Source organism: Chromobacterium alkanivorans, assembly GCF_016937655.1.
In the GTDB taxonomy this organism is placed as follows: Bacteria; Pseudomonadota; Gammaproteobacteria; order Burkholderiales; family Chromobacteriaceae; genus Chromobacterium; species Chromobacterium alkanivorans.
On the sequence record NZ_JAFHKL010000009.1, the window covers coordinates 85,582 to 109,447 of the forward strand.

Annotated in this window: 18 protein-coding genes; 7 read left to right on the forward strand and 11 right to left on the reverse strand. The window is 65.5% G+C overall.

Annotated elements, in window-relative coordinates; all coding sequences use genetic code 11:
* Positions 1-10 precede the first annotated feature (10 nt).
* The 4 genes from JW897_RS16475 to JW897_RS16490 form a co-directional block, all read right to left on the reverse strand.
* The gene (locus JW897_RS16475; protein ID WP_205466951.1) at positions 11-436 is read right to left on the reverse strand and encodes a DUF2000 domain-containing protein; all 426 of its coding nucleotides are present in this window, start codon (positions 434-436) and stop codon (positions 11-13) included.
* Positions 429-974, reverse strand: a complete 546-nt coding sequence (locus tag JW897_RS16480) for a GNAT family N-acetyltransferase (protein ID WP_205466952.1) — start codon at positions 972-974, stop codon at positions 429-431. The genes JW897_RS16475 and JW897_RS16480 overlap by 8 nt, the downstream gene beginning before the upstream one ends.
* A 95-nt stretch (positions 975-1,069) precedes the next feature.
* The gene (locus JW897_RS16485; RefSeq protein ID WP_205466953.1) at positions 1,070-2,263 is read right to left on the reverse strand and encodes a serine hydrolase domain-containing protein; all 1,194 of its coding nucleotides are present in this window, start codon (positions 2,261-2,263) and stop codon (positions 1,070-1,072) included.
* A 114-nt stretch (positions 2,264-2,377) separates the two neighbouring features.
* Positions 2,378-3,397 carry a threonine aldolase family protein gene (locus tag JW897_RS16490; protein WP_205466954.1) on the reverse strand — a complete coding sequence of 340 codons (1,020 nt, stop codon included), beginning with the start codon at positions 3,395-3,397 and terminating at the stop codon, positions 2,378-2,380.
* Positions 3,398-3,660: 263 nt separating this feature from the next.
* On the opposite strand from JW897_RS16490, the gene JW897_RS16495 reads away from it, so the two are divergent.
* Positions 3,661-4,923, forward strand: coding sequence for a hypothetical protein (locus JW897_RS16495; RefSeq protein WP_205466955.1), 1,263 nt, complete (start codon positions 3,661-3,663; stop codon positions 4,921-4,923).
* A gap of 42 nt (positions 4,924-4,965) precedes the next feature.
* Here JW897_RS16495 and JW897_RS16500 read toward each other — a convergent pair whose 3' ends face one another.
* Genes JW897_RS16500 through JW897_RS16510 form a run of 3 tightly spaced genes read right to left on the reverse strand, consistent with a single transcriptional unit; the run spans position 4,966 to position 7,474 of the window.
* Entirely contained in the window at positions 4,966-5,910 is a 945-nt protein-coding gene (locus JW897_RS16500; protein ID WP_205466956.1) for an ornithine cyclodeaminase family protein, read from the reverse strand.
* A complete protein-coding gene (locus JW897_RS16505) occupies positions 5,907-6,872 on the reverse strand; it encodes a threonine/serine dehydratase (protein WP_240352248.1) in 966 nt (321 codons plus the stop codon). Before JW897_RS16505 ends, JW897_RS16500 begins: the two co-directional genes overlap by 4 nt.
* Positions 6,869-7,474 (reverse strand): helix-turn-helix transcriptional regulator, encoded by a 606-nt coding sequence (locus JW897_RS16510; RefSeq protein ID WP_048413294.1) that lies wholly within the window; start codon positions 7,472-7,474, stop codon positions 6,869-6,871. The genes JW897_RS16505 and JW897_RS16510 overlap by 4 nt, the downstream gene beginning before the upstream one ends.
* Positions 7,475-7,677: 203 nt before the next feature.
* On the opposite strand from JW897_RS16510, the gene JW897_RS16515 reads away from it, so the two are divergent.
* The gene (locus tag JW897_RS16515; RefSeq protein ID WP_205466957.1) at positions 7,678-8,760 is read left to right on the forward strand and encodes a hypothetical protein; all 1,083 of its coding nucleotides are present in this window, start codon (positions 7,678-7,680) and stop codon (positions 8,758-8,760) included.
* Between the two features lie 9 nt (positions 8,761-8,769).
* On the opposite strand, the gene JW897_RS16520 is transcribed toward JW897_RS16515, so the two are convergent.
* On the reverse strand, positions 8,770-10,209 hold the full coding sequence (locus tag JW897_RS16520; RefSeq protein WP_205466958.1) for a PhoPQ-activated protein PqaA family protein: 1,440 nt from the start codon (positions 10,207-10,209) through the stop codon (positions 8,770-8,772).
* A 328-nt stretch (positions 10,210-10,537) separates the two neighbouring features.
* Between JW897_RS16520 and JW897_RS16525 the strand changes: the two genes are divergently transcribed.
* From JW897_RS16525 to JW897_RS16535, 3 genes are all read left to right on the forward strand, one after another.
* Positions 10,538-11,467 carry a substrate-binding domain-containing protein gene (locus JW897_RS16525; RefSeq protein WP_048413291.1) on the forward strand — a complete coding sequence of 310 codons (930 nt, stop codon included), beginning with the start codon at positions 10,538-10,540 and terminating at the stop codon, positions 11,465-11,467.
* Complete coding sequence (locus JW897_RS16530; protein ID WP_048413290.1) at positions 11,464-12,222, forward strand: hypothetical protein; 759 nt, start codon at positions 11,464-11,466, stop codon at positions 12,220-12,222. Before JW897_RS16525 ends, JW897_RS16530 begins: the two co-directional genes overlap by 4 nt.
* A gap of 329 nt (positions 12,223-12,551) precedes the next feature.
* Positions 12,552-13,400, forward strand: coding sequence for a glycoside hydrolase family 16 protein (locus JW897_RS16535; protein ID WP_205466959.1), 849 nt, complete (start codon positions 12,552-12,554; stop codon positions 13,398-13,400).
* A 126-nt stretch (positions 13,401-13,526) separates the two neighbouring features.
* Here the strand turns inward: JW897_RS16535 and JW897_RS16540 are convergent, their stop codons facing one another.
* From JW897_RS16540 to JW897_RS16550, 3 genes are all read right to left on the reverse strand, one after another.
* Positions 13,527-20,006 (reverse strand): putative adhesin, encoded by a 6,480-nt coding sequence (locus JW897_RS16540; RefSeq protein WP_205466960.1) that lies wholly within the window; start codon positions 20,004-20,006, stop codon positions 13,527-13,529.
* A 336-nt stretch (positions 20,007-20,342) separates the two neighbouring features.
* Positions 20,343-20,972, reverse strand: coding sequence for a LysE family translocator (locus tag JW897_RS16545; protein ID WP_205466961.1), 630 nt, complete (start codon positions 20,970-20,972; stop codon positions 20,343-20,345).
* Between the two features lie 317 nt (positions 20,973-21,289).
* Positions 21,290-21,736: a GNAT family N-acetyltransferase gene (locus JW897_RS16550; protein ID WP_205466962.1), complete on the reverse strand. Its 447-nt coding sequence runs from the start codon at positions 21,734-21,736 to the stop codon at positions 21,290-21,292.
* A gap of 199 nt (positions 21,737-21,935) precedes the next feature.
* Here JW897_RS16550 and JW897_RS16555 point away from each other — a divergent pair, with 199 nt between their 5' ends.
* Entirely contained in the window at positions 21,936-22,250 is a 315-nt protein-coding gene (locus tag JW897_RS16555) for a DnaJ domain-containing protein (protein ID WP_205466963.1), read from the forward strand.
* 130 nt (positions 22,251-22,380) lie between these two features.
* Positions 22,381-23,829: an alkaline phosphatase gene (locus JW897_RS16560; RefSeq protein WP_205466964.1), complete on the forward strand. Its 1,449-nt coding sequence runs from the start codon at positions 22,381-22,383 to the stop codon at positions 23,827-23,829.
* Positions 23,830-23,866: the final 37 nt, after the last annotated feature.

Below are 23,866 nucleotides of genomic sequence, written 5' to 3' on the forward strand. Positions count from 1 at the left end.
GCGGCCCCCGTCAACGGTAAAGGCTGAACTTGCGCGTCAGCGCGCCCAGCGCCGCCTCGTCGCCGCACAGCGCCACGCCCCAGTATTCCAGCGCGGCGGCCGGGGTGGCCGCGGTGCGGCGCAGCTGTTCGGCGCTGCCGCCCTCGCCCATGGTGTCGGTGAAATCGACGCAGGCCACGCCGGCCTCGGCCGCGGCCTGGCGCAGCTGGGCCAGCTTGGCGGAGTTGTCGGCGCGCAGCACGATGAAGGGATCGGCCGAAATCGCCGGATGCACGCCGCCATCGGCGTCCACATAATCGACATGGCTTGTCGCCGCGTCCGCGCGCCGCAGTCGGCAGGCCAAGGCCAGCGCCAGATGGCCCAGCACATTCATCGCCCGGCCCGGCTCCAGCCGCTTGTGGATCACCGCCACGTATTTGCGTTCCGCCTCACTCATCGCCGCCCTCCTTCGCCTCATGCTCGGCGCGCAACAAGGCGTAATTGGTCAGCGACAGATAACGGCCGTCTTTCCATTCGCACTCGCGGCTGACGCCCTCCAGGGTAAAGCCCGCGCTCCGCAACAGTTTGCAGGATCCCAGATTGTCCACTTCCACTTGCGCGTAAACGCGGTTGAGCGGGAAGCGGCGATAGGCCAGCCCCAGGAAACCACGCAGGGCTTCTTGCATATAGCCGCGCCCCCAGTGTTCCGGCAGCAGCCAATAACCCAGTTCGGCGCAATGGTGCTGCGCCGACCAGGAGCTGATGCCCACCGCGCCCAGGAAGCGGCCATCCTCCCGCGTTTCCAGCGCCAGCCACAAGCCGCTGCCGTCGGCGCGGATATCATCGAACCAGCGCATCTGCGCGCGGCAGTCCTCTTCGCTGGCGTAATGAATGCCGTAGTGCTTGATCACCTCCGGATGCGACAGCCCGTAAAACACATTGGGCAAATCCTCGGCGCGAAATTCACGCAGCGCCAAGCGCTCCAATTGCAACATCGTTTCCCCTTCATGCCAGCGGCCCAAGCTCGAATCTTGCCGGGCTTGGGCCGCTAAAATTCAACAATATGTTGAAATTTACATTTTTGGTTTAACTATTGCAAGTTCGAACCCGCTCCGTACACCGCGTCGCGCAGATCGGCGACGAAGCGTCCGGCCATGCCTTCGTACAGGGTGTTGGTAAAGGCCACCACGCTCAGGCCGTGCGCGCGGTCCACAAACCAGGAATGGCCGTAAGCGCCGCCCCAGCGCCAGGTGCCGGGCGATTCCGGCGACGCGGCGGCGGCCGGATCGCGCAGCACCGAGAAGCCCAGGCCGAAACCGAAGCCGGGCATTTCCGGCAGTTCCTGCGCTCCGGTGTGATTGCGCGCCATCTCCTCCACCCACTCCGCCGGCAGCAGCGGCGCGCCGCCCTGGCGCAGCGCTTCCAGCAGGCGCAGGAAATCGTCGGCGCTGCCAACCATGCCGGCGCCGCCGGACGGGTAGGCGCCGGCGTCCAGCGCCCGCTCCGGCGCGAAGCGTATGCCCACCGTCCCTTCGAACGGCGCCGCGAGCGCCGGCCCGTCCATCCGCCATGGCCCGGCCTCGCCGTTGACGTAGACCGCGGCCAGGCGCTGCGGGGCCAGCGCGTGGAAATCGGTGTCGTCCATGCCCAGCGGCGCGGTGACCCAGCGGCGCACCAGCTGCGGCAACGGCTCGTCCGCCACCCGCTCCAGCACCGCGCCCAGCACATCGGTGGCCAGGGAGTAAGCCCAGGACTGGCCGGGCGGATACAGCAGCGGCACGCTGGCGATGCGGCGCAGGTTCTCCGTCAGCGTGAGGCCGGCGGCGTCCATGCCGTCGGACACCCCTGCGCGGGCGTAAGGCCCGCTCTCGTCCTCTTCGAAAAAGCGATACCCCAGGCCGGCGGTATGGCTGAGCAATTGCCGCGGCGTGATCCGAGCCGGCGCGCCGTCCGCCAGCCGCGGCCGGAACTCCGGCAGCCAGCGAGCGATGTCCTCGTCCAGCTCCAGCCGCTGCCGCGCCGCCAACGCCATCGCCGCGGTGGAAACAATGGGCTTGCTGATGGACGCGAGCCGGAACAGCGCATCCTCGCGCATCGGCGTCCCTGCCTCCCGGTCCGCCCAACCGGCGGCCCGCCGGTAGGCCGGCGCGCCGTCCTTGGCCACCAGCACCACCGCCCCCACCAGCCGCTGCTCGCTCAGCGCCTGTTCCAACACCGCGTCCACCCGCGCGTCCAGGCCCGCTTCCAGGCGGCTGGGCCGCACGCCGCATTCCACATTCGACATTTCGCTTCCTTTGGCTTCAAAACAGCCACCACGATAAGCGACGGCCGCGCCGGGAAAAAGCGGGCAGAGCTCCGTGCTATCGTGAGAAATTGTCCGGAATGGAAGACCGGCGCTTCAGAGGCTGGCGCGTATGATGTCCGCCGCGCGCTCCACCTGCCCGCGCGTCACCAGGCTGCTGCTGATGAAGCGCACCAGGTCCGGCTTCCAGGCCAGCGCCAGCACGCCCCGCTCCGCCAGCCTGGCCACCATGGACTTGGCGTCCGTCGTCTCGATGAACACCATATTGGTCTCCACCGGGTACTTCAGCCGCGCCGCCGCGCTCAGCCTGTCGCCCAAGATCCGGGCCTTCTCATTGTCCTCTTGCGTCGCTTGCTGCCAGCGCCGCATCTTGTCCAGCGCGATGCCGGCCATCAGCCCGGATTGGTGCAGGCAGCCGCCATACCATTTGCGGAAGACCTTGGCCGCCTCGATCTTGTGGGCGGGGCCGGCCAGGATGGAGCCGAAGGGCGCGCCCACCCCTTTGGAAAAGCAGAAATTCAACATGTCCGCCGGCCGCGCGTAGCGCGCCGGCGACAGGTCCAGATGACTGCAGGCGTTGAGCACCCGCGCGCCGTCCAGATACAAGCTCATCCCCATCTCGTCGCACAACGCGCGCATGCGCAGCATTTCCGCCGCCGGGTAGACGATGCCGCCGTAGGTATTGATGCTGCTCTCGATCGCCACCACCTTGGGCACCGCGTACAGGCCGGACCAGCGCGCCTTGGCGTGGATGGCCCGGCGCGCGTCGTCGGCGGTGAGGACGCCGTCCGCGCTGTGGTAGGGATTCAGCACCAGGCCGCTGTTGGCGCTGACGGCCGAGGATTCGAAGAAATTGATGTGGTAGCCCACCTCGGTGACGATCTCGTCGCCGGGCGCGGCCAGACAGCGCAGCCCCACTTGATTGCTCATGGTGCCGGAGGGCATGAACAGCGCCGCCTCCTTGCCAAACAGCTCGGCGCAGTACGCCTCCAGCTCGCGCACATAGCGGTCTTCGCCGTAACAGTCGTCGCCGATCTTGGCGAAGTCCAGCGTCTCCACATCGCTTTTGCAGACCCGCGTCAAGGTGTCGCTTCTCAAATCGATGATGTCCGGCATGTCTGGTTCCGTTCCTGAAGGTGGGCGGGAGAATGCGACAAGGAAGGCGTCCGGCGAAGGCGGGCCGGCGGGGCGGCCGCCGCCCAGGCTCGCGCCGTTTGATGACAATGAAATGCGAGGCAAATGCTAGGGGCCGGCCGGCAATGATTCAACACTACTTTCGATAAGGTAGCCGCCGGACGGCGCGCTAGTTATTCGTACGGAGTGCGATTTTACGCTGGAGAACTACCATGGTAGCCACGCCGCCAATCAGCGAGGCCATCATGAAAAACCTGAAATACCACGGCTTGTGGCTGGGCCTGCTGCTGCTCGACATCGTCGCGGTCTACTGGCTGTCGAAGCTGATGGAGCCGCCTTTTTCCCATTCGCAGCATGTCAGCCATTTCGCGCTGGGCCTGTTGGCCACCGCGCTGGCGGCCGCGCCGATGATCCGCTTTCTGGTCATAGGCTGGGGCGCGCGCTACGAGGAGTTCCGCAACCGGCTCAACAACGGCGCTCTGGTCTATTACCTGCGCCAGTTCTGGCAGCCGCGCACCGACAAGCACCCGCAGCTCAGCGCCTGGCCGCTGCCGGAAAACGAGGAAGTGGAGGCCGCCGCCGAGCAGCTGTTCGAGCAGATCTACCGCGAGCACTACGGCCGCGCCGCCTTCCTCACCCCTATGGTGCTGATGCTGATCGCCACCCTGTGCATGAGCGTGCTCTACCTGCTCGCCGTCAACGGACAACTGGCCCTGCCCTTCAGCAAGCAGATCGTCTGCGCCGCCATCGCCGGCGCCTATCTGTTCGTGGTCAGCGACATGGTGCTGAACGTGCGCAAGCGCAGCCTCAATGTGGCGGACGTGTACTGGTACGCGCTGCGCATGATGCTGGCCATCCCCATAGGCGCGGCCGTCAGCGCCGCCGGGTCCACCGAGGCCGCTTCCGCGGCGCAGACCGTGTCCGCCTTCGCCGTCGGCGCCTTTCCGATGGACACCCTGTTCAAGCTGCTGCGCCGGCTGGTGGCGCTGAACCTGAGCGCCAAGGAACAGCCGCAGGAAAACGACCAGCTGATCCAGCTGGAGGGCGTGACCGCCAATATCTCCGCCGTGCTGGCGGCCGAGGGCGTCAACTCGATAGAACAATTGGTGTGCATAGACCCGGTGCTGCTCTCCATCCGCACCGGCTTTCCGTTCAAGTTCGTGCTGAGGCTGGGTTCGCAGGCCATCGTCTGGCGACACTTCGGCCAGCACGCCGCCGCCCTGTCCGCCATGGGGCTGGCGGATGCACCCGCCATCGTCACCCTCAACGAGATGCTGAAAAAAGAACCCGGCTCGGCGCTGCGCCAGCAGGCGGACAATGTGGTCGCCGACATCGTCGCCCGGCTGCAGGCCAAGGACGGCGTCGCGCTCAGCGCCGACACCGTCAAGTTCAACTTCCGCCAGGTGGGCAAGGAAAACTACACCCGCTTCCTGATGGCGGCGCAGAAACAGGGCGGCCACGCCCGGCCGCCCTTGCGGCCGGTGCACGGTTTCCCGCACGCGGCCTGAGAAGCGGTTGACGATCGGCTGCGCGTCGCGCGATACGGCGTCTCAGGCCAGGGCCTCCAATACGCATTTGGCGATCTGCGCGTCCTGCACCGCCAGCCCGGTCAGGTCCGCCAGCGTGATCTCGTCCTCGCCTTGCCGGCCCGGGCGCTCGCCGGCCAGCACCTGCCCCAGCTCCGCCAAACGCGTCCTCTCCAGCAGGCCGGCGGCCAGCGCGTGCGACACCTCGCCGTAAGCCGCGCACTGGGCGATGGAATCCACCACCACGCGGTCCGCGCCCGCCACCAGCTCCATCGCCAACTCCTGCTTGCCGGCGGCGTCCGCGCCCACCGCGGTGACATGGCTGCCGGGCCGCAGCCAGCCGGCTTGCAGAATGGGCTGGCTGGACGGCGTGCAGGTGACGATCAATTGGCAGGCGCGGGCCAGCGGCTCGGCGTCCCGCGTGGTCCGCAGCCGGTAGCCCTCCGCCTCGAATTCGGCGGCGAAGGCCGCCAGCTCGGTCTCGGAACGTCCCCATACCCATACCTCGCGGCACGGCGTCGCCGCCTGCAAGGCGCGCAATTGCAAACGCGCCTGCAGGCCGGTGCCGACGATGCCTATCGCCTGCACCCGGCGCGGCGCCAAGACCCGCGCCGCCAGCCTGCCGGCCAGCGCGGTGCGCCAGGCGGTGAGCCAGCCCTCGTCCCGCAGCAGCGCCAGCGGCGCGCCGGTGCGGGCGCAGAAACACAGCACCAGGCCCTGATTGCTGGGCAGGCCGCGCTTGGGATTGTCGTAGAAACCGGACGACACCTTGACTGCGAACAGACTCTCCCCCTCCACGTAGCCGGATTTCACGCAGCAATCGCCGTTGGCCGCGGCGAAGGCGAAATGCTGCACCGGCGGCAGCTGCGCGCGGCCGGCGGAATAGGCGATAAAGCCCTGGCGCAGCAGCGCCTCCGCCCGCTCCAGGTCCAGCCGCGCCAGAATCTCGTCCTTGTCCAGCGTCCTCATGCCGCCACCGCGCCCAGGAATTTGTCCAGCACGATGTTGCGGCCGCACAGCACCACCGCCACCTTCTTGCCCTGATAGCGCGCCGCCAATTGCAGCAAGCCCGCCAGCGCCACCCCGGCCGCGCCCTCCGTCATCCAGCGCTCGGTCTGCGCCAGCAGCCGCAGCGCCGCGCGGATGTCCGCCTCGCTGAGCAGCGCGCAATGGCGAATCAAGGCCTGGCACAGCTCAAAGGTCACCGCGCCCGGCTCCACTCCGCCGGCGGTGCCGTCGGACAGGGTGTCGCCCTCGTCCACTTCCACGATGCGGCCGGCTTGCAGGCTGGCGTGCATGGTGGCCGCCGCCTCCGGCCAGCAGCCCACCATTTCCGCGTTCGGCGCCAAGCGCCGCAGGGCCGCGCCGATGCCGGAAATCAGGCCGCCGCCGCCGACGGACACGAAGACCGCGTCCAATTCCGGGCATTGCTCGGCCAGCTCCATGCCCACCGTGCCCTGACCGGCCACCACGTCCAGGTCGTTGTACGGCGACACAAAGGGCAGGCCCGCCCGCCGCGCCGCCTCGCCGGCGGCCAGTTCCGCCGCCAGCGCGTCGCCGTCCACCAGCTTCAGCTCCGCGCCCAAGGCGCGGATGGCGTCCAGCTTCACCGCGGCGGCGGAGGCCGGCGCGTACACCGTCACCGGCACGCCCAACAGACGGCCGGCCAGCGCCACCGCCTGGCCGTGGTTGCCGGTGGACGCGGCGATCACCCCGCCCCGCCGCGCCGCCGGGTCCAACAGCCGCAGCTTGTTGCTGGCGCCGCGGAATTTGAACGAGCCGGTGCGCTGCAGATGCTCGCACTTCAGATACACCTCGCAGCCGGTCAAGGCGGACAGGGCCGGGCTGTGCTCCAGCGGCGTGACCGGCGCCTGCGGGCGGATGGCCCGATGGGCGGCGGCGATGGCGTCGAACAGGGAATCCAGATTCATGTTTGCTCCTTCAGCTCTTTCAAATGCTTGAAAACCGTGGCGCGGCCCATGCCCAGCACATTGGCCACGTAGTTGGCGGCGTTCTTGCCGCGAAACGCGCCCTCGTGCAGCAGCGCCTCCACCAGCTCGCGCTTGTGTTCGCGATTGAGAATGGACAGGCTCAGCTGACGCTGTTGCAGCCAGCCGTGGATAAAGCGGTTGATGCGTTCCTGCCAGTCGTCCTCGAACAACAAGGCCGGCTGCGCCACCAGCTTGCTGCCGGACAGGAACAGGTCCAGCGCCGCCCGCGCGCCCTCGAACACCGAGATGTCCAGATTCACGCACATCATGCCGAGCGCGGCTCCGGCGTCGTCGCGCAGCACCACGCTGATAGAGCGCAGCTGGCGGCCGTCCCAGTTCAGTTTTTCGTAAGGGCCGATCACCGTCGCGTCCGGCGTGTTTTCCAACTCGTCCAGGCCGGAATCGTCGCCCAACTCGCGCTTGGAGAAATTGTTGGCGATATAGGCCACGGACTGGGTGGCCAGATCGTGCAGCACCACCTCGGCGTAGGGATAGAACAAGGTGGCGATGGCGTCGGCGATGGACTGGTAACGGGACAGCATGGCGGGCTTTCATTGGATCAATGAATCCATCCTAGACTCAACAATCCAAAATGTAAACCAAAAAGTCCATTTTGGACTTTTAGTCTACAAAACTGACGCAGCCAAGCCGCTATGCAATCGCGCCTGGATTAATCCAAACGCATTAATTATGCTGATTAGCAGTAATTATCTTTGGACTATCCACCCTCGCCGGGGAGACGCGCATGCCCGCCGTGAAGCTGCGTTATTGCAATCTGGAAGCCATCTGGAACGGACTCAATCCCCACATCCCGCTGCCGTTTGCCCAGTTCCGCTTCATCCAGCCTGGCGGCGGAGGCGACAACGGCGTGCTGTCCGCCCATGTCGACGCCAACGGCGGGTATCTGTTCGACGCCAGGAGCAATCTGGGCGGCGCCGCGTCGCGCGTCTACGGCGTGATCAGCGCCAACAACGGCTGCGGCCTGTATGTGCCGATAGGCAAGCAGTCGGTCACCCCCATGCTGGCCCTGCATCCGGTGCCGATCTGCGTGGGCGGCGGCCGGGACATGAGAATCACCGCCGGCGGCTTGGTCAACGAAACCGATCTGGAAGTCATCGCACGCGAGGCGGCGGAAGAACTGGGCGAGCCGCTGCACATCCTGTCCAGCTCTCCGCTGGCCACCATACGGTCCGGAGGCCACGCCAACTACCGCTTACTCAGGCTGAGCCGGGAGTTGTCGCGACTGTATTACGCCTGGGACGTGAACGGCAGCGATCAAGTCACCGCCGTCCGTTACTGGGCGGCGCCCTCCTTGCTGGAGCGCCCTCACGGGGGCAACCTCCCCGCCGACGGTCTGGCGGAGCAGTTGTTCGACGATATGGGCTGCGCCGACGCCCACCGCGACGCCTGGCTGCGGGAGTGGCACGCCGAGGCCTACGGCGAGGCCATCCGCACCCTGCTCAACCAGTCTGTGCGCCTGTACTCCGACGCGGAAGGTTATTACATCCTCTCCCGGTGGATAGGCAACCGCCGCTACGTCTACCGCGACCAATACGCCCCTTATCCGCCGGAAGTCACGCGCGCCCACGAGGCCAGCTGCAACGGCCAATGCCGGCAACGCTTGCAGGCCCTGCTGTTCCCGCCACCCGTCGTCGTACACCCGCCCGTCGTCGCGCGCGCGCCCGGCGGCGGCGCCTCGTCCAGCACCTGGCGCGGCGGGGCGTCCTCGTCCTCCAACTGGCGTTCCGGAGCCGGCACCAGCAGTAGCACCAACAATAGCTCCGGCAGCCGCAGCGACGCCAAATCCTGGCGCCGCAAAGACGAATGAACGCTCGCCTCAGCGCCCCAGTTGCAAACGCGGCGCGCCAAACGGCACCGGCTCGCCGTTGGGATAGGCGTGCGGCCACACCAGGGGCGGCGTGCTCCAGGCGAAGTCCTGACTCTCGAACTCAATGAAGTAAGCCTGCCAGCCCGACAAAGAGGCGTCCGGCTTGAACTCGAAGCGGCATTGGCCGCGTCGGCACTGGCCCTCGATTTCCTTGGGCTGATAACGGATGCCGGAATTGAAGCGGAAATCCCGGCTCTTGGGATTGTGCGCCAACCACAAGGTGGCCTTGCCCGCCTCCCGCGCCGCCACGCTGACGCGCAGCCGGCCGCTGGCCGGATCGGCGTCCACCTGCGCCCGCGGCATCGGCTTGCCGGCCAGCCAGCGGCGCATGAACTGCCGTAAGGCCTTGCCGATCTGATCGCCCTTCACATAGTGCGACTGATTGGGCAGATAGCGCAGCTGGGTGGGGCCGGCGAAGTCCGGCAGATAGCTCCAGGCGGAATCCGGCACCGCGAAATCGTCGCCGGAAGCGGAAATCATGTACTTGCTCAAACGCGCCATGCCGGCGCGGTAATTGACCACGTCCTCGAAGCGCAACAGGGCGTCCAGACCGGCTCCGCCCTGCAGCACGTCCTCGGTGATGCCGTTGCGCTGGTAATCGCGCAGCGCCGCCGGCCACTGTTGGCCGTAGCTGTTGTAGACATGGGTGAAGTTGACGCGCACGTTCCAGAAATCCGCCACCACCGGCACGATGGCGCTCACCCGCTTATCGTTCAAGCCGGCCAGCCAGGTGGCCCAGCCGCGCTTGGACGCGCCGGCCACCACGAAACGCTCGCTGCCCGGCAGGCTGCGCTGCAAGGCGTCCATCGTCGCGCTCACCGCCTGCGTCATCGGCAGATGCAGGGAACTGAAACGCTCCGCCTGCGGCTGATCCACCGTCTTGCGCCAGGTATAGGCCACCAGCGCGTCTTCGCGGCCGGTGGGCTGCTCGTCCAGCTGCAATTCCTGATTGGGCGCGAAGTACAGCTCGGCCACCGGCACGCCCAGATCGCGCGCCAGTTCCTCCGCCGGCAAGCGGTCCGGCAGCTTGGGCGGCTGCGCGTGATTGCTGCCGCCGTTGACGTAGAGCAGCACCGGCGCGCCCGGCTTGCGCTTCAAGGGCAGGACCAGCTTGTACTGCTGCTCCCACAGCGGCGCGTTGCTGACAATGCCGCTGCCGGCCCCCGGCCATTGCTGCGACACCATCCGGTACATGCGCACCTCCACCCCGTCCTCCACCACCGAGCTGAGCAGCTCGGCCGGCTGCTGGCTGGCCTTGGCCTGTTGCAGATAGTCGGCGACAACGGTGGATGCGGGCTGAACCGGCAAGGACTTGGCCGGCGCGACGGCGGGCCATGACAAACATAGCGCGGCGCAGGCGCGCAGCGCGAGGGGGAGAGAAATGTTCATCGGCGGAATGCATTGATTGTTAGAGAGTGGGTGCTAGATTTTGCAATGTTTAGGGTAAAGACTCAAGGCGTTTTCTGGCATCGATATGCCAACCGACACATGACACGGCACCGTCTGCAACAAGCCGGGAGCAATCCCCTGCCATGCCTGCCTCCGTGGATTGAAAACCAGGCGGTTCAGGGATCTATTTCGCCCCGGCAGGAAAACAAGGCCGCGTCCCTGTCCCCCGCCGTGCTCTATAAAGAAGCCATATCCTTGAGCCCGGCCGCGCGGCCGGGCCTGGCCGGCGGCATGCCGGCGCATTCATTCGACAGGCGGGGAAACATCCATGCGGCGGCGTGAATTTCTATTGGCATCCCTGGGCCTGCTGGCCTGGCCCCGTCTGGCGGCGGCCGCGGCCAAGCCCACGGTGACCCTGGTGCTCAAATCGCTGAAAAACCCCTTCTTCACCGTGATGACGGCCGGCGCGCGCAAGCACCACGCGCAGCACAGCGGCGACTACCAGCTGACGGTGGACGGGGTGCAGGGGGAAACCGACCTGGCCGGACAGATACGGATCGTGGAAGCCTGCATCGCCCGCCGCGAGCAGATCCTGCTGATCACGCCGGCGGATTCCCGCGCCATCATCCCGGTGCTGATCAAGGCGGTGCAGAGCGGCATGCTGGTGATCAATCTGGACAACAAGCTGGACGACCGGGCGCTGGCCAGCCACGGCGTCAACATTCCCTTTGTCGGCCCCAGCAATTTCAGCGGCGCGCGCGCGGTGGGGGATTATGTGCTGCGGGCCCTGAAGCCGCGCAGCAAGGTGGCCATCATCGAAGGCCTGCCCGGCTCCATCAACGCCAAGGCGCGCAGCGACGGCTACCGCGAGGCGATCGCCAGCGCCAATATGACGCTGACCGCCCTGGCCTGGGGCGACTGGGACCGCGAGCCGGGCCGGGCCGCGGCGCTGAAGCTGCTGAAACAAACGCCGGACCTGGCCGCGCTCTTGTGCGGCAACGACAATATGGCGATAGGCGCGGCGCAGGCGGTGACGGAGCTGAAGCGGGACGGCAAGGTCTTGATCGGCGGCTACGACAATATCCCGGAAATGACCGCGCTGCTGGCGTCCAAGCGCATTTACGCCACCGCGGACCAGCACCCGGCCTTGCAGGCGGAGTACGCCATCCGCCTGGGCCTGGAGTCCTTCAACAAGCGGCTGACGCAAAGCGAGATGCAGAACATCGTGCGCACGCCGGTGGATCTGGTGAAGTCTTGAGCCTGCCGCCCGCGTTCAAACGGCTGGCGGCGACGCTGGCCGGCGTCGCCGGCCTGGCCCAGGCCGCGCCGCTGCTGACCGTGGTGGCGGACGCGCACCCGCCTTATCTGACGCCGGCCCGAGACAGCCTCGGCGGCCCCTACGCCGACGCTTTCCGCTATCTGACGGCCAAGGCCGGGCTGGAGGTGGCGCTGAAGAGCGTGCCGGCCAAGCGCGCGTATTTTCTGGCCGCCGCGGAGAAGAACACCTGCGCGCTGGATGTGAACTTCGATCAGGGCAAGGCGGAAACCGTCAGCTATGTGGCCGCCATCTCGCCGGTGGCCCTGCAGGCTTACGTGGCCCGCGGCAACGCGGCGCCGTTCAAAAGCCTGGGCGATTTGCGGGGACTAGCGCTGGGCACGGTGGACATCGCCGAAGCGCGCGACCTGCTCAGCAGCGCCCAGCTGAGCTACATCCCCATCGCCAAGCCGGCGCTGGGTTTCAAGATGCTGGCGGCCAAACGGCTGGAGGTCTTCGTCAGCGACACCCCTCCCGCGCCGGAGGACGGCCCGCCGCCGCGCAGGGCGCTGGTGCTGACGCCGGCCGAGCGCTGGCTGATCTGCCATCCGGACACGCCGCCGGCCATCCTGGCCAAGCTCAGGCAGGCCTTGCGCGCCGGCCTGTTCGCCAAGGACACGGCCTTCATCTGGGACAAGTACCGGCTGCACGGCTTGTTCCTGGAAACCCAGGCCTCCTGGGAGCGGAGCCGGCAGTAGCAGGCCGACCTCCCGCGCGCGCGACGCCGTCCAAGCCATCGCCGGGCCGCGGCGCAAACAGCTTGCCCTACCCGCCCGCCTGTCCCAAAGCGCAGGCGCGCCCCATGACTATTGCATTAATCTTCAACGATAAATCGCGCCATGCCCTGTTGGCGCAATAACTTACAGCCGCCCGCTTTTAAAACTTCATGCCGGGCCGATAAAGGCCCCTACTCTCCGACAGCGCGTCTGTTTCCGCGGCGCTTGGTAAAACTGCCAAGCGCCGCCGCGCTGCTCCGCCGCCGCTTCCGGTTATGCTGGACGCCGGACACACTCACGCGAGATCAGCGATGAAAAGCAAGATGGCGGCATGCGCCGCGGGCATGATGCTGCTGGGCGGCTGCGCCGCGGCGGCCAATTGGCAGTTGGCGTGGCAGGACGAATTCAACGGCGCGGCGCTGAACACCGCCAAGTGGCGGCTGGAATCCGGCCCCGGCCCCTGGGGCCTGCACGAGCTGCAGTACTACACCGCCGGGGACAATGCGACGGTGCGCGACGGCGCGCTGCACATCGCCGCGCGGCGGCAGGCTTACGGCGGCCGCGACTACACCTCAGCGCGGCTGCGCAGCCAGGCCGCCTGGCGCTACGGCCGGATCGAGGCGCGCATCAAGCTGCCTTACGGCCAGGGCATGTTTCCGGCGTTCTGGATGCTGAACCAGCAATGGGATCAGCCGGCGCATTACGGCGAGATCGACATCCTGGAACTGGTGGGCAGCGAGGCCGGCAAGGAAAACGCCACCGTCTGGGGCAGCGCGCACCGGCCCAAGCCCGGCGCGCCGGCCGGGACGGTGCAGACGGCGTCGGCCTCCTATGTCACGCCGGACCTGGGCTGGTTCAACGACAGCTTCCACGATTTCGCCGTGGAGTGGTCGCCGGCGGCGATACGCTATTTCGTCGACGGCCGGCTCTACCAGACGGTGGCGATGAAGACCGACGGCAGCGACGGCTGGCGCGCCCTGCAAGAGCCGGCCTTCATCGTGCTGAACCTGGCGGTGGGCGGCGACTGGGCCGGCGCGCCGGACGCGTCCACGCACTGGCCGCAGGAGATGGTGGTGGACTATGTGCGGGTGTACCGGGACGCGGCCGAGCCGCCCGCCCGCCGCCGCGCGCCGGCATCGGCCGCCTCGCCGCTGCGCTGAACCGTCATCCCCCTGTCACAGGCGGCTGCTATATTGGCCGGGTGGTTCGGGGAGTCCTCCCCTCCTTTGTATTTATCGACTTCCTCTTGCCGCCCCCAGGGGCGGCTTTTTGTTTGTGCCCAACTATCACGGTTTGCCGGTCACGCCCGCCAGGCGCTGACGCTCCCTGAACTTGATGATGTCATCGCGAGTAAGGGTCGCCACCCGTTTTGGCGCGGGCGAATTGGCCGGCGCCGGCCGCCGCGTCAACACATAGGGCAGTATTTCGCGTATCTCCCGCTGGATGCGGACACCGTCACCGTTTGGCGTCAGAGTAACCGCCTCATAGACCCAGTAGCCGTCAAAGGGGGTTTCATCCCCGTCCTGCGGCGCCGTTTCCGCGTTGCGCCGTTGACGCGGCACGTCTTGCCGCTGCAGCGGCGTCTTGGCGAACTTGACTTCATAGCCCTCGCCCAATCCGGTTTTAAGCGATAGCAGCGTACCCGGCGTTTTTTCTTCACGGCAGGCGGCGAACACCAGCTGCTTGTAATGGCTGTAGCGGCCACCCGGCTTCATTTCCTCCAGCACGTCTTTCAGGGTTTTCTTGTTGCCGGCCATATCGCTGACGGTGAGCAGATCCATCTTGCTCTGGCTGCCGCTGGCGCGGTTGTTCAGGACCGCGAGCCGCGCCTCTTCCTCCGGCATCTTTTCGTAATGCTTGATGTGGTAGTTCTTGACCCAGTTGTCCTTGGCCACACCCGCGTTCACCTCGGTAAAGGCGGAATAATCTTTCCCTCCCACTCCTGCCCTATTTCGCAACCGGGCGTAAATGGCAGGGTATTCCGCTCCGTCCAGCAATTTCTGCGTGGGCAGAAAAGCGGCTGAGCTAGGCGGTTCCAACAGCACTTGGCCGTGCGGCCCCAGAAACACCAGATCCTTGCCCGCTGGCAGCAGAGCGTTGCGGCTGTCCCGCGTGTACCAGCCGTGAGCGCTAAGCACCAGGGTTTCAGCCGGGTCTCCATCAATGGAGGTCAGCGTGAAATTGGCGCTGGGGTCGGTACGAAGTTTTTCAAACAGGTCTGGGCGGCTGCCTTGAAACTGCTCCAACTGGCCCGCGGCCTTCCGGCGCCGGCTGGCCAAGTCGTCGAAACTTGAGCCGGCCGTTTCCATCCGCTGGAGCGTGCCCTTTTCCACCAGGTATTTTTTCATTGCCTCATCAAACTCAGCCTTGTCCGCGAAGTCTTTCAGCTTTGGCTTGACCGGCGCCGGGGACAGGGCGCGCTCAGCCGCCTTGACCCCGCTTCCGGCTTTTGCCGGCACTTGAACGCCGGAAGGCCCTGGACGCGGGAGGCCAAGCGGCCCCGGCGGATTCAGGATGTCCTCGGCCCGCTTGCTCAAGGCCATGAAAGGACCTTCCCCTTTTTGCAGCCTGGCCAAGGCGTAAATAGCGCGCGCGGTTCTGCCGTTGCCGTCGCCAAACGGGTGATAGCGCACTACGGCCGCATATAGGGCGTCGGCAAGGTCCACCTGGCCCGCCACGCTTTTGGCCTCGATCTGGATCAACGCTTTTTCAAAACCGGAACGTGCGATGTCCGAGCCCATGAAGACGGGATCGCTGCTGGAACGAAACGCCCGCGGCAATTGCCCGGCAGCCGGCTTGTAAACGGCGTTGTGGAGGCTTTCCATGGTGCGGATATCCAGTAAATCCGCCTCGCGGTGCCCCTCTAGCGCGCTCTGAATTCTGGTTTTTAGTTCCTGAGCTTCCGCCGCGGTCTTGGCGGAGCGGCTATTGCCGGCAATCCAGCCCGCAGCCGCCTCTTCCGGCACGCCGGGCATCGGCTGACGAGGCACGGCCGGCGGGTGATCCAGCAGTTGGCGCATATGGCCGTTGACGTCGCTCAAACGGGCCAAATCCGAATCCAGCCTCCGCTGGACGTTGGCCTGTTCCGTGGCGAAGTCTCCCCAGGCGAAGCGGGTTTTCTGCTGGCCTTCGAAATCTCGCAGCAGGTTGTTGCGTATGGATTGCCGTACCGTCTCGCGGTTGGTCAATTGCGCCAGACCGCGCGCTTGCGCGCCTTCCTGCATGGTATTGACCAATAGATCCACCTTGCGCGGGTCCGCCAAGCGGCCCCAGTTCATTTCACTGAGCACAGAGGGTATGACCCGGCGCGACACAGCCTTGGCCTGGCGATAAAACATGATGGCCTGATTCACGTTTTTCACCGAGTACGCCGCCTTGACGCCTTGTGAAATCAGCGGCGCGCCGCCCGCCACCGCGCCCACGCCACCTAGCACCCCCGCAATGATGGCTTCAGTGCGGAAGGCTTCCGCCTGGTCCGGCCGGTCCGACATATGGGCTTGCACGGCGCTGGCGCCGACATAGGCCGCGTCCAAAGCCAACGACGCCATGAACAGGCTGAGACGGGCCAAGACCGAGCCCGTGCCGGGGATGGCCACCGCCAGCCCGATGGAGCCGATGGTGAGGATTTTCTTGGCGACTTCCAGCGCGGCTTCGGTGATCTGTTCCGGGTAGCTGAACACCAGGGTGTCGATATCCGATTCCAGCCGCTCCATGAGGCCGTTGTACAGTTGATCGGCCAGTTGCTCCCTGCCCTGGCTGGCAACAAAGGAGAATGGCCGCTCCGTTATCACGCCAAACGAGGGGGGGAACATCAGCCCTCCCGGCACTCTCTTGATGACTTTGTATTTGAAAGCGCTCTGGTCTTGCTCATATTTAAGCGCTTGGTAAGAGGGCTGCTTGCTAAAGACCCACTCCTGGAACGCCTTGTTTTGAGGAAACGTAGACAACACTTCACTCTTCTTGCGTCCCGAATCAATGTAGTCATGCCGGCTGCTGCCGATATGGAAAAACTTGTCGTCATCCACGCTGAACATGACGCCGCCGGCCGGCCCGGCCGGAATCATGAATACCCCGTTCAACGCCGTGCCGTGGAAAGACACCGCTTGGGCCTGAACCTTGCCCTCCAGAAAGTCCTTCACCGCTTGCGCGTACAGCGGCGTCTGGTGACCGCGGCTCAAATATTCCAGGCAGCGCACATTGATCATGTCCTGGTAAAACGACTTCATGCCGGCGGCGTTGTCCGGCTGGTCTCGATAGGCCTTGAGCTCGCGCTCCATGGCTGATTGCAAATTGTCCTTGGTCAGCGCATCCACCAGTTCCTGGTGCTGCATGCCGGTCACGCGATATTCCCGCCCGGAGGAGTCCTTCAGGCGTTTGCTTTCATACAGGTATTGGCCGGTGACGATTTCCGTCAGCGTAAAGTAGCGGCTGGCGGGCAACGGCGCTCTCGGGCCTTGCAAATTAGGGTTGGGATGCACTCTGGGAAAGTAATCGACCCGTATCTTGCTGTCCGGCCGCAACTGCGTCTTGCTTCCCTTGCGCTGTTCAAAGGCGCTGATGCCCTTGCGGATATAGTCGTCGATATAGGACGCGGGATTCAGTATCGGCTGATACAGCCGCTCCACCCGCTCCAAGCTTTGCTCGCTCTGAAGCTGAAACGCTTGCTCCAACGCCTGGTCAGGGCTTGGCGGCGCGTCGGTCGGTACGGCCGCCCCTGTTGGCGGCGCGCTTTGCACGGCGAAGCCCTGCCGGTAACGCTCAACGATGGATTTGCTCAAATCGTCCGTCTGAGCATCGGCCAGCGCGGACAAGTCTTTCAAGATGACTTGGCCAAACTCGCGAAACTCGTTGAGGCTCGGCTTGTCCTTGATGTCGTCGATGAAAGCGCTGGTCAGCTCGATGGTCTTGAGCAGCCTCCGGATATCGCGCTCTTTACCCGGAGGCAGCTCCCGTACTTCGCCTGCCCGATCCGCCTTTTCGAAAAGGCGGTTGAACTCGGTGCGGATCGCCCTGCTCATGTCCAGATTGTGCAGCACCTGATCAATCTGAAACGGCAAGTCCTCCTCATCGTCTGTGTTTTCACTTGGCAAACTCCTGGCCGCTCGGCGCAGAGGAGCCCCTTCTTCCCCTTCCAGCTCCACGGCGAACTGCGGTTGATCAAACACAAAATGGAGATCATCCACATCCAGCTGCGTGATGATTTCATGCGCCAGCCGCAAGGCTTCGCCCTTGGCCGGGTTTGGCTGCGCCCCGTCTCGGCGCGCCCAGCCGTAGAGGAGAGCCCCGCCGGCGGCCATGGCGGCGATGCCGAGCAGAAGCGGCGCTTTCTGTTCCCACAACGCAGATCCGCCGGCAGCCGGCGCAGATGTGGTCATGGGCGGCTGGAACGGGCTGCTTTCGTCCTGAGACGCTGCCGGGGCCGAATGCACGAGTATTTCCTTCAGTTCTATCTCCGCCGGCAACGGTGCTGGCGCATCCTGACGCGCGCGCCACAAGGCATAACCGACAGCGGCCAGGCCCAGGGCTTCCAGGCTGATGCCGCCGGCCAATTGCCAATTGGCGGCCAGCCGGGACGGCGCGGCTGGCTGCGCGGTGGCCGGCTGCGCGGCGCTTGCGGCTTCGGCGCCGGGCAACAGGCCCCATGGCTGCTGTACCAGCGCATCGCAAGCGGACATGACGGCGTCCGCCAGCCAGTTTTCCATGCGCCGGGAGAGTTGTTCGCGCAAGTTCCGCACACTCTCGCTCTTACTGTCGGCCAGTGCGTCCAACCATTGATTGCCCCAGGCCAGCCAGGAGTCGGCAACCGGCTGCGCCCCCACGGTTTGGCCGGCTTCTCTCAAAGCCGGCAGCAAGGGAATCAGATCCACCAGTTTTTCCAACTGCGGATAATGCCGCACCACCTGGCAATCCTTGAGCTGGCGCGCCAGCAGCCGCAAGCGGTCCTCGGTTTCCACCGGGTCCTGGCTGTTGAAGGCCAGGCAAACCTGGTAAGCCAGCCTGGCGTTCAGGTATTGGCTGTAGGCAAACTGCAGGGTCTGGTTCTGGCTTTGATCATGGGCAACGAACCATTGCAGCGTCTGCTCCCAGCTGCTGTGGTTTTGCAGGGCTTCCGCGTACTGCACAGTGGCCGCGGCTAACGGGTCGCCCATCAGTTTTTCCACCAGATAGGGCTTGGCCACCGCCACAAAGCTGCCAGCCATGCGCTGAAACATGCCGCCCCAGCTTTCGGAAGCCGAACTTTCGCGGTAGAACTTTTCTAGCTCCTGCGCCGCATGAGCCGGCAGCCAGCGTTCGGCGAGATGAGCGCCGGCCCAAAGGCCGAGACTGGGCGCGGCGGCCTTGCCAAGATCGCGCATCAGCACCGCCCAGGATTCCGGACTCCGGTTCAACGTCAGCAGGCGATTCAACAAAACGACCGTGTCCGCATCCGCCCCCAGCGCGCTCTGAAACTGGCGGGTCCAAGACCATGCTGGACTCTCCACGCTGGTTTGGCCCAAAGCGCTCAGCAGCCACAAGGCCTGTCCACCCAGGCCGCTGTCCGCCGGGCTGCGGCCTAGCTGATCGGCAAACTGAAAAGCCGCAAGCAATTGCTCCGCCTGGGCTGGGCCGCCCAACAACATTTCCAGATGCGGCTGCAACGATTCCCGCAGCTCCGGTCGGGCCAGGGTTTCGGCCAACCAGCCCAATCGTTCCGCAAGCGAGCCGTTGACGGGATAAGGCACGGTCTTTTGCGTCTGCGCCAGCGCCTTGCCCAAGCGCAGCAAGGACGGGGCGAGCTGCTGTTCCAGCAACGGGTTGTCCGTCAAAATATCCAGATAATCACCTAGGCCGGCTTCCTGGGGCAGAGCCTGCCATAGCCGCACCTGGCCCAGGGTCTGCCTCATCGCGCCCAGGCTCTGGGCGATGCCGTCCAGCCGATCACCGTCCAGCGCTCGCTTCAACTGCGGATCCGCCAGCAGTTTCTCCGCGGCGGCCGTCAATTCCAGCGTCTTGCCCAGCACGGAAGGCTGATCCTTCAACTCCAACAAGCTGTGCTCCAATGCCGCCCACTGCCCGCTGGCGCTTTTCAACCAGGGGCCCACTGCGTCGAGATAGGCTTTCAATTTCCGGCCCTCCTGAGCCCCCAAGCCTTTGCCGCTGGCCAACTGCCGGCCAAGCCGGTCCAACGCCGTGGCCAGTTCTTCCAGTTTGCGCTGTGGGCTGTAATTGCCCTTGCAGATGCCACTCAGCTCTTCGTAGCTGTCCTTGAAGGCACGGAGTTGCGGCAGCGGGATCGCCTCGATGATGAGTTTTTCGAGCACCTTGTGAATGACTTTGCCAGCCATGTCCGACAGCATGCCGGCGACAGCCAGGCCAGGTCGCGGCTCCAACGGCGCCGTCTCGGCCGCACAGGGAAAAGCCGCCAGATAGGCTTGCGGGTGCTGCTCCACTTCCTGAATCACCTTTTGGGCGAATTGCTGCAAATACGACGGGGCGCCCTGCCCACCGCTTTTCCAGTCGTAGGCGTCCAGCTCCGCCAGCATGCGGTCGTTATCCCAGTGCGGGGATAACGACTGCTGTTCCGAATGCAGTTTTCCCGCCGCCATTTTGAGCAGTGCGGCGCTGTCATGGTCCCATTGGCGGAGATCGCGCAGTTTTTCCGTTTCACGCAGCAGCGCGGGATAGTAAGCCAAGGAGGTTTTGCTCTGCGGGGCTTCAGCCTGGCTCTGGACAGGAGCCTGGCTCTGAGGAGCGAGCAGGCGCGACAGCTTGGAAGAAATCATCATAATTGCAGGCTTTCGGATGGCGGATCAGGTGCGGTGGCCACGGACGGCGCTCTATTCGTTTGACCAGATTCGCCCTTGAGCGAATCTGCATGAAATGCGTTGGGAGGCGCATCATTCACGGCTACGCGAATTCCGAAGCAGATGAGGCGGGCTTGACGGATGACACGCGGCCTGACGCCGTGGCTTTCATTTAGGGATGCAGCTTAAAGGGCCGCCGGCAAGCCGGGCTTGCAAAAATTGTTGATTTGCCGAAATGGTTTTGTGAACACCTCCGCCCCATAAAAAAAACCCGCCAATATTGGCGGGTTCTTGTATGGCTGCGGTGTGAAAACCTGTTCAACTCATATCGCTGCGGCGGTACAGGCTGAGGCCGATGGCCAACACCGCCAGCATGCCGGCGCAGCTGCGGTTGATCCAGCCCATTACGCGGGCGGAGAAAGTGCGCATCGCGTGGCGGCCGCCGTAGGCGTAGATGAACATCATCACGCAATCCACGCTGGCGGTGACCACCGCCAGGATCATGTACTGCGTGAGCACCGGCTGGTCCTGGCGGATGAACTGCGGCAGAAAGGCGGTGAAGAACAGCAGGCCCTTGGGATTGGACAGGCCCACCACCAGCGAGCGCAAAAACGTGCCGCGGCCGCTGGCCTCGCCGCCCTGGGTGCTGGCCGTCAGCGCCTGGGTGGGCGCGCGCCACATCATCCAGGCCAGGTAAACCAGGTAGGCGGCGCCGCCCCATTTGACGATGGAGAACAGTTGTTCCGACGCCTGCAGCAGCGCGCCCAGGCCGCAGCCCACGGCGGCGATCAGCAGCAGATCGGACAGCACCGCGCCGGCAAAACCGTAGCTGGCGATGCGCATGCCGTGGCTGGCGCCGTTGTTGAGCGCCAGCAGCATGGACGGACCGGGGGTGATCATCACGGCGCTGACGGCGACGATGTACAGCAATAAGGTGGCGAAACTCATTCAAAACTCCAGGACGGCTATCATCTATGACTTGGCGCGGCCACCCGGAAACAGTCGACGACGACGGCGCGCGAAACGCGGCGTCTTGGCATGAAACAGGGAACTGGGTAGTGCGGACAGGGGCGGCAAACAACGCAGAGCCGGCATCATAATATAAAAGCCGGCGCGGCTGTAGTGGCATATTGGCTTATGCTTATGCGCTTAAAGAAGAAGCGCTCCCTCTTTACCTGCTAGCAACGCGTCTCCGGACGCCCGGGAGCGCGCGTATCCTGCACGCCCCCGGCCTCTTCAGGCTCGTCGCCGGAGGCGCGCCTCGCTCAGCCCTCGCGCTGCTTCTCGTACAGCACATCCCCGCCCTCGGCCGGGCCGGCCTGCCGCCAGCCCTGGCTCTGGTAAAAGCCGTTGGCGCGGATGGCGGCGTCGCCGTCGGTCGTCAGCCGGATCACCGGATGCTGCTGAAACAGCGCGGCTTCGGCCTGGCGCAGCAGTTGCCGGCCCAGGCCCAGGCCCTCGAACTCCGGCTTGATGAACAAGGCGAACACTTCGCCGGCGTCCAGGTCCGCCATGGCGAAGCCGGCCGGCTGGTCGTCCTGCTCCGCGATCCAGGCGCAGGGCGCGGCGGCGATGGTTTCGGCGATAGTCTCCGGCGTGATGCCCAGGCTGGCCAGTTGCTCGATGGAAAGGTGGTTTTGCCGGACGCTGGTGCGGATGTCGAACAGCGCGGCGATGTCGGCGCGGACGGCCGGACGGATGGTGGAACTCATACGCTTCCTTGCGGGCCGCTTACCTCCCGGATCGGCAAGCGGCGCTGGATAAAGAACATAACCGGGCCGGGTGGGACCGCCCGCCGGCGGCAAAGTTCGCCGGCCGCGGCCCCGCGCCGGGAACCCGCGGCCGGCCCGCCGCTCCATAGTGCTATCTCGTCCGCAAACGCGGGCGGCTCTCTGCGAAGGAAGCGTCTCGATGCGATTGATTGCGTTGCTGTTGTTCGTCCTGCTGGCCTACTGGCTGATCCGCCGCGCGCTGAACCCGTCGCGGCCGGACGCGCCGCCGGCCGACACCGTCTCCGAGACCGAGCGCGCCTGCCGGGTGCTGCAGGTGGCCTGGCCCTGCTCCGCGGAGGAGTTGAAAGCGGCTTACCGGGCGCGGATGGCGGAATACCACCCGGACAAGGTCAGCGCGCTGGGCCTGGAGCTGCGCGAACTGGCGGAACGCAAGAGCAAGGACATCAACGCCGCCTATCAGCGGCTGCTGCCCTTGTGCGCCAAGCGACGCTGAGCGCGGCTCTCCAACGCTCAAGCCGTCCTCCCGGTTGACCGCGCAACAAAAGCTTCATCAAAACCTCTCCTGGCCGAAACATGCGCCCACTATGCTGTGCCGGTTTTTTTCATGCCCGGAACATAACATCATGCGCATCCTCAGCCTGACCCTGGCCGTGACGGCCGCCATCGGCCTGGCCGCCTGCGGCAGCAGCGGCGGCCCCGCCAGCGGCTCCGCCAACAACAACCAGGGCCTCCGTCCCGCCGCCAAGAACGTGATCTTCTTCCTGGGCGACGGCATGGGCATCAACACCACCACCGCCGCCCGCATCTACTCCGTGGGCGAAGACGGCGAGCTGACCATGGACACGCTGCCGGAAAGCGGCTTCGTCAAGACCTTCTCCAACGACGCCCAGGTCACCGACAGCGCGCCGTCCATGTCCGCCTACATGACCGGCGTGAAGATGAACAACGAAGTCATCTCCATGTCCACCGACACCCAGGCCAAATCCCCCTCCGCGGACTACACCTCCAACTGCGGCGTCGGCAACGGCCAGCCGGTCAGCACCCTGCTGGAGCTGGCCAAGGCCGGCGGCAAGGCCACCGGCGTGGTCACCACCACCCGCGTCACCCACGCCACCCCGGCCGCCACTTACTCCCACGTTTGCCACCGCGACGCCGAATCCGACATCGCCGCCCAACTGGTGCCGGGCGGCGCGCTGTACAACGCCAAGCTGCAAGACGGCGTGGACGTGGTGTTTGGCGGCGGCCGCCAGTTCTTCCTGCCCAAGGCCGCCGGCGGCAAGCGCGCCGACGGCCGCGACCTGGTGGCGGAGCTGAAAGCTAAGGGCTACGGCTACGCCGCGGACAAAACCGGCTTCAACGCGCTGGACCCGGCCAAGACCAGCCGCGCCGTGGGCCTGTTCACCAGCAGCCACATGAGCTACGACCTGGACCGCGACGCCTCCAAGGAACCCAGCCTGGCCGAGATGACCGCCAAGGCCATCGCCATGCTGGCGGACCGCAAGGACAAGCAGGGCTTCTTCCTGATGGTGGAAGGCGGCCGCATCGACCATGCGCTGCATGAAACCACCGCCAAGAAAGCGCTGCAGGACACCGTGGCCTTCGACCAAGCGATCAAGACCGCCATCGACGCGATGAAACAGCGCGACCCGGAGCTGAAAAACACCCTGATCGTGGTCACCGCGGACCACGACCACACCCTGGTGCTCAACGGCTACGCCCAGCGCACCGGCAAGACCACGCCCGCCAACCCCGGCGTGCTGGGCCTGGTGAAAAACTACAGCAACGGCAGCGTGGCCACCGACGCCGACGGCATGCCCTACTCCATCATCGGCTTCGGCAACGGCGAAAACCGCGTCAACGGCAACCGCAACGCCGCCGTCGCGCTGACCGACGCCGTGGTCTCCGCCAACGACTACCACCAGGAAGCGGCGGTGCGCATGCCGGCCGGCGGCGAAACCCATGGCGGCACCGATGTCTACATCGGCGCCATCGGCCAGGGTTCGGACGCCTTCCACGGCTTCCTGGAAAACATCGACGTGTTCGGCCTGGTGAAGAAAGCCGCCGCCCTGTAACGCCGCACCCGACCCCGCGCAAACCAATACAAGAGAA

What these genes read in the sequence shown, in the direction of transcription:
- JW897_RS16475 (WP_205466951.1), bottom strand. Translation starts at nt 436, where the DNA reads ATGAGTGAGGCGGAACGCAAATACGTGGCGGTGATCCACAAGCGGCTG.
- JW897_RS16480 (WP_205466952.1), bottom strand. Translation starts at nt 974, where the DNA reads ATGTTGCAATTGGAGCGCTTGGCGCTGCGTGAATTTCGCGCCGAGGAT.
- JW897_RS16485 (WP_205466953.1), bottom strand. Translation starts at nt 2,263, where the DNA reads ATGTCGAATGTGGAATGCGGCGTGCGGCCCAGCCGCCTGGAAGCGGGC.
- JW897_RS16490 (WP_205466954.1), bottom strand. Translation starts at nt 3,397, where the DNA reads ATGCCGGACATCATCGATTTGAGAAGCGACACCTTGACGCGGGTCTGC.
- JW897_RS16495 (WP_205466955.1), top strand. Translation starts at nt 3,661, where the DNA reads ATGAAAAACCTGAAATACCACGGCTTGTGGCTGGGCCTGCTGCTGCTC.
- JW897_RS16500 (WP_205466956.1), bottom strand. Translation starts at nt 5,910, where the DNA reads ATGAGGACGCTGGACAAGGACGAGATTCTGGCGCGGCTGGACCTGGAG.
- JW897_RS16505 (WP_240352248.1), bottom strand. Translation starts at nt 6,872, where the DNA reads ATGAATCTGGATTCCCTGTTCGACGCCATCGCCGCCGCCCATCGGGCC.
- JW897_RS16510 (WP_048413294.1), bottom strand. Translation starts at nt 7,474, where the DNA reads ATGCTGTCCCGTTACCAGTCCATCGCCGACGCCATCGCCACCTTGTTC.
- JW897_RS16515 (WP_205466957.1), top strand. Translation starts at nt 7,678, where the DNA reads ATGCCCGCCGTGAAGCTGCGTTATTGCAATCTGGAAGCCATCTGGAAC.
- JW897_RS16520 (WP_205466958.1), bottom strand. Translation starts at nt 10,209, where the DNA reads ATGAACATTTCTCTCCCCCTCGCGCTGCGCGCCTGCGCCGCGCTATGT.
- JW897_RS16525 (WP_048413291.1), top strand. Translation starts at nt 10,538, where the DNA reads ATGCGGCGGCGTGAATTTCTATTGGCATCCCTGGGCCTGCTGGCCTGG.
- JW897_RS16535 (WP_205466959.1), top strand. Translation starts at nt 12,552, where the DNA reads ATGAAAAGCAAGATGGCGGCATGCGCCGCGGGCATGATGCTGCTGGGC.
- JW897_RS16540 (WP_205466960.1), bottom strand. Translation starts at nt 20,006, where the DNA reads ATGATGATTTCTTCCAAGCTGTCGCGCCTGCTCGCTCCTCAGAGCCAG.
- JW897_RS16545 (WP_205466961.1), bottom strand. Translation starts at nt 20,972, where the DNA reads ATGAGTTTCGCCACCTTATTGCTGTACATCGTCGCCGTCAGCGCCGTG.
- JW897_RS16550 (WP_205466962.1), bottom strand. Translation starts at nt 21,736, where the DNA reads ATGAGTTCCACCATCCGTCCGGCCGTCCGCGCCGACATCGCCGCGCTG.
- JW897_RS16555 (WP_205466963.1), top strand. Translation starts at nt 21,936, where the DNA reads ATGCGATTGATTGCGTTGCTGTTGTTCGTCCTGCTGGCCTACTGGCTG.
- JW897_RS16560 (WP_205466964.1), top strand. Translation starts at nt 22,381, where the DNA reads ATGCGCATCCTCAGCCTGACCCTGGCCGTGACGGCCGCCATCGGCCTG.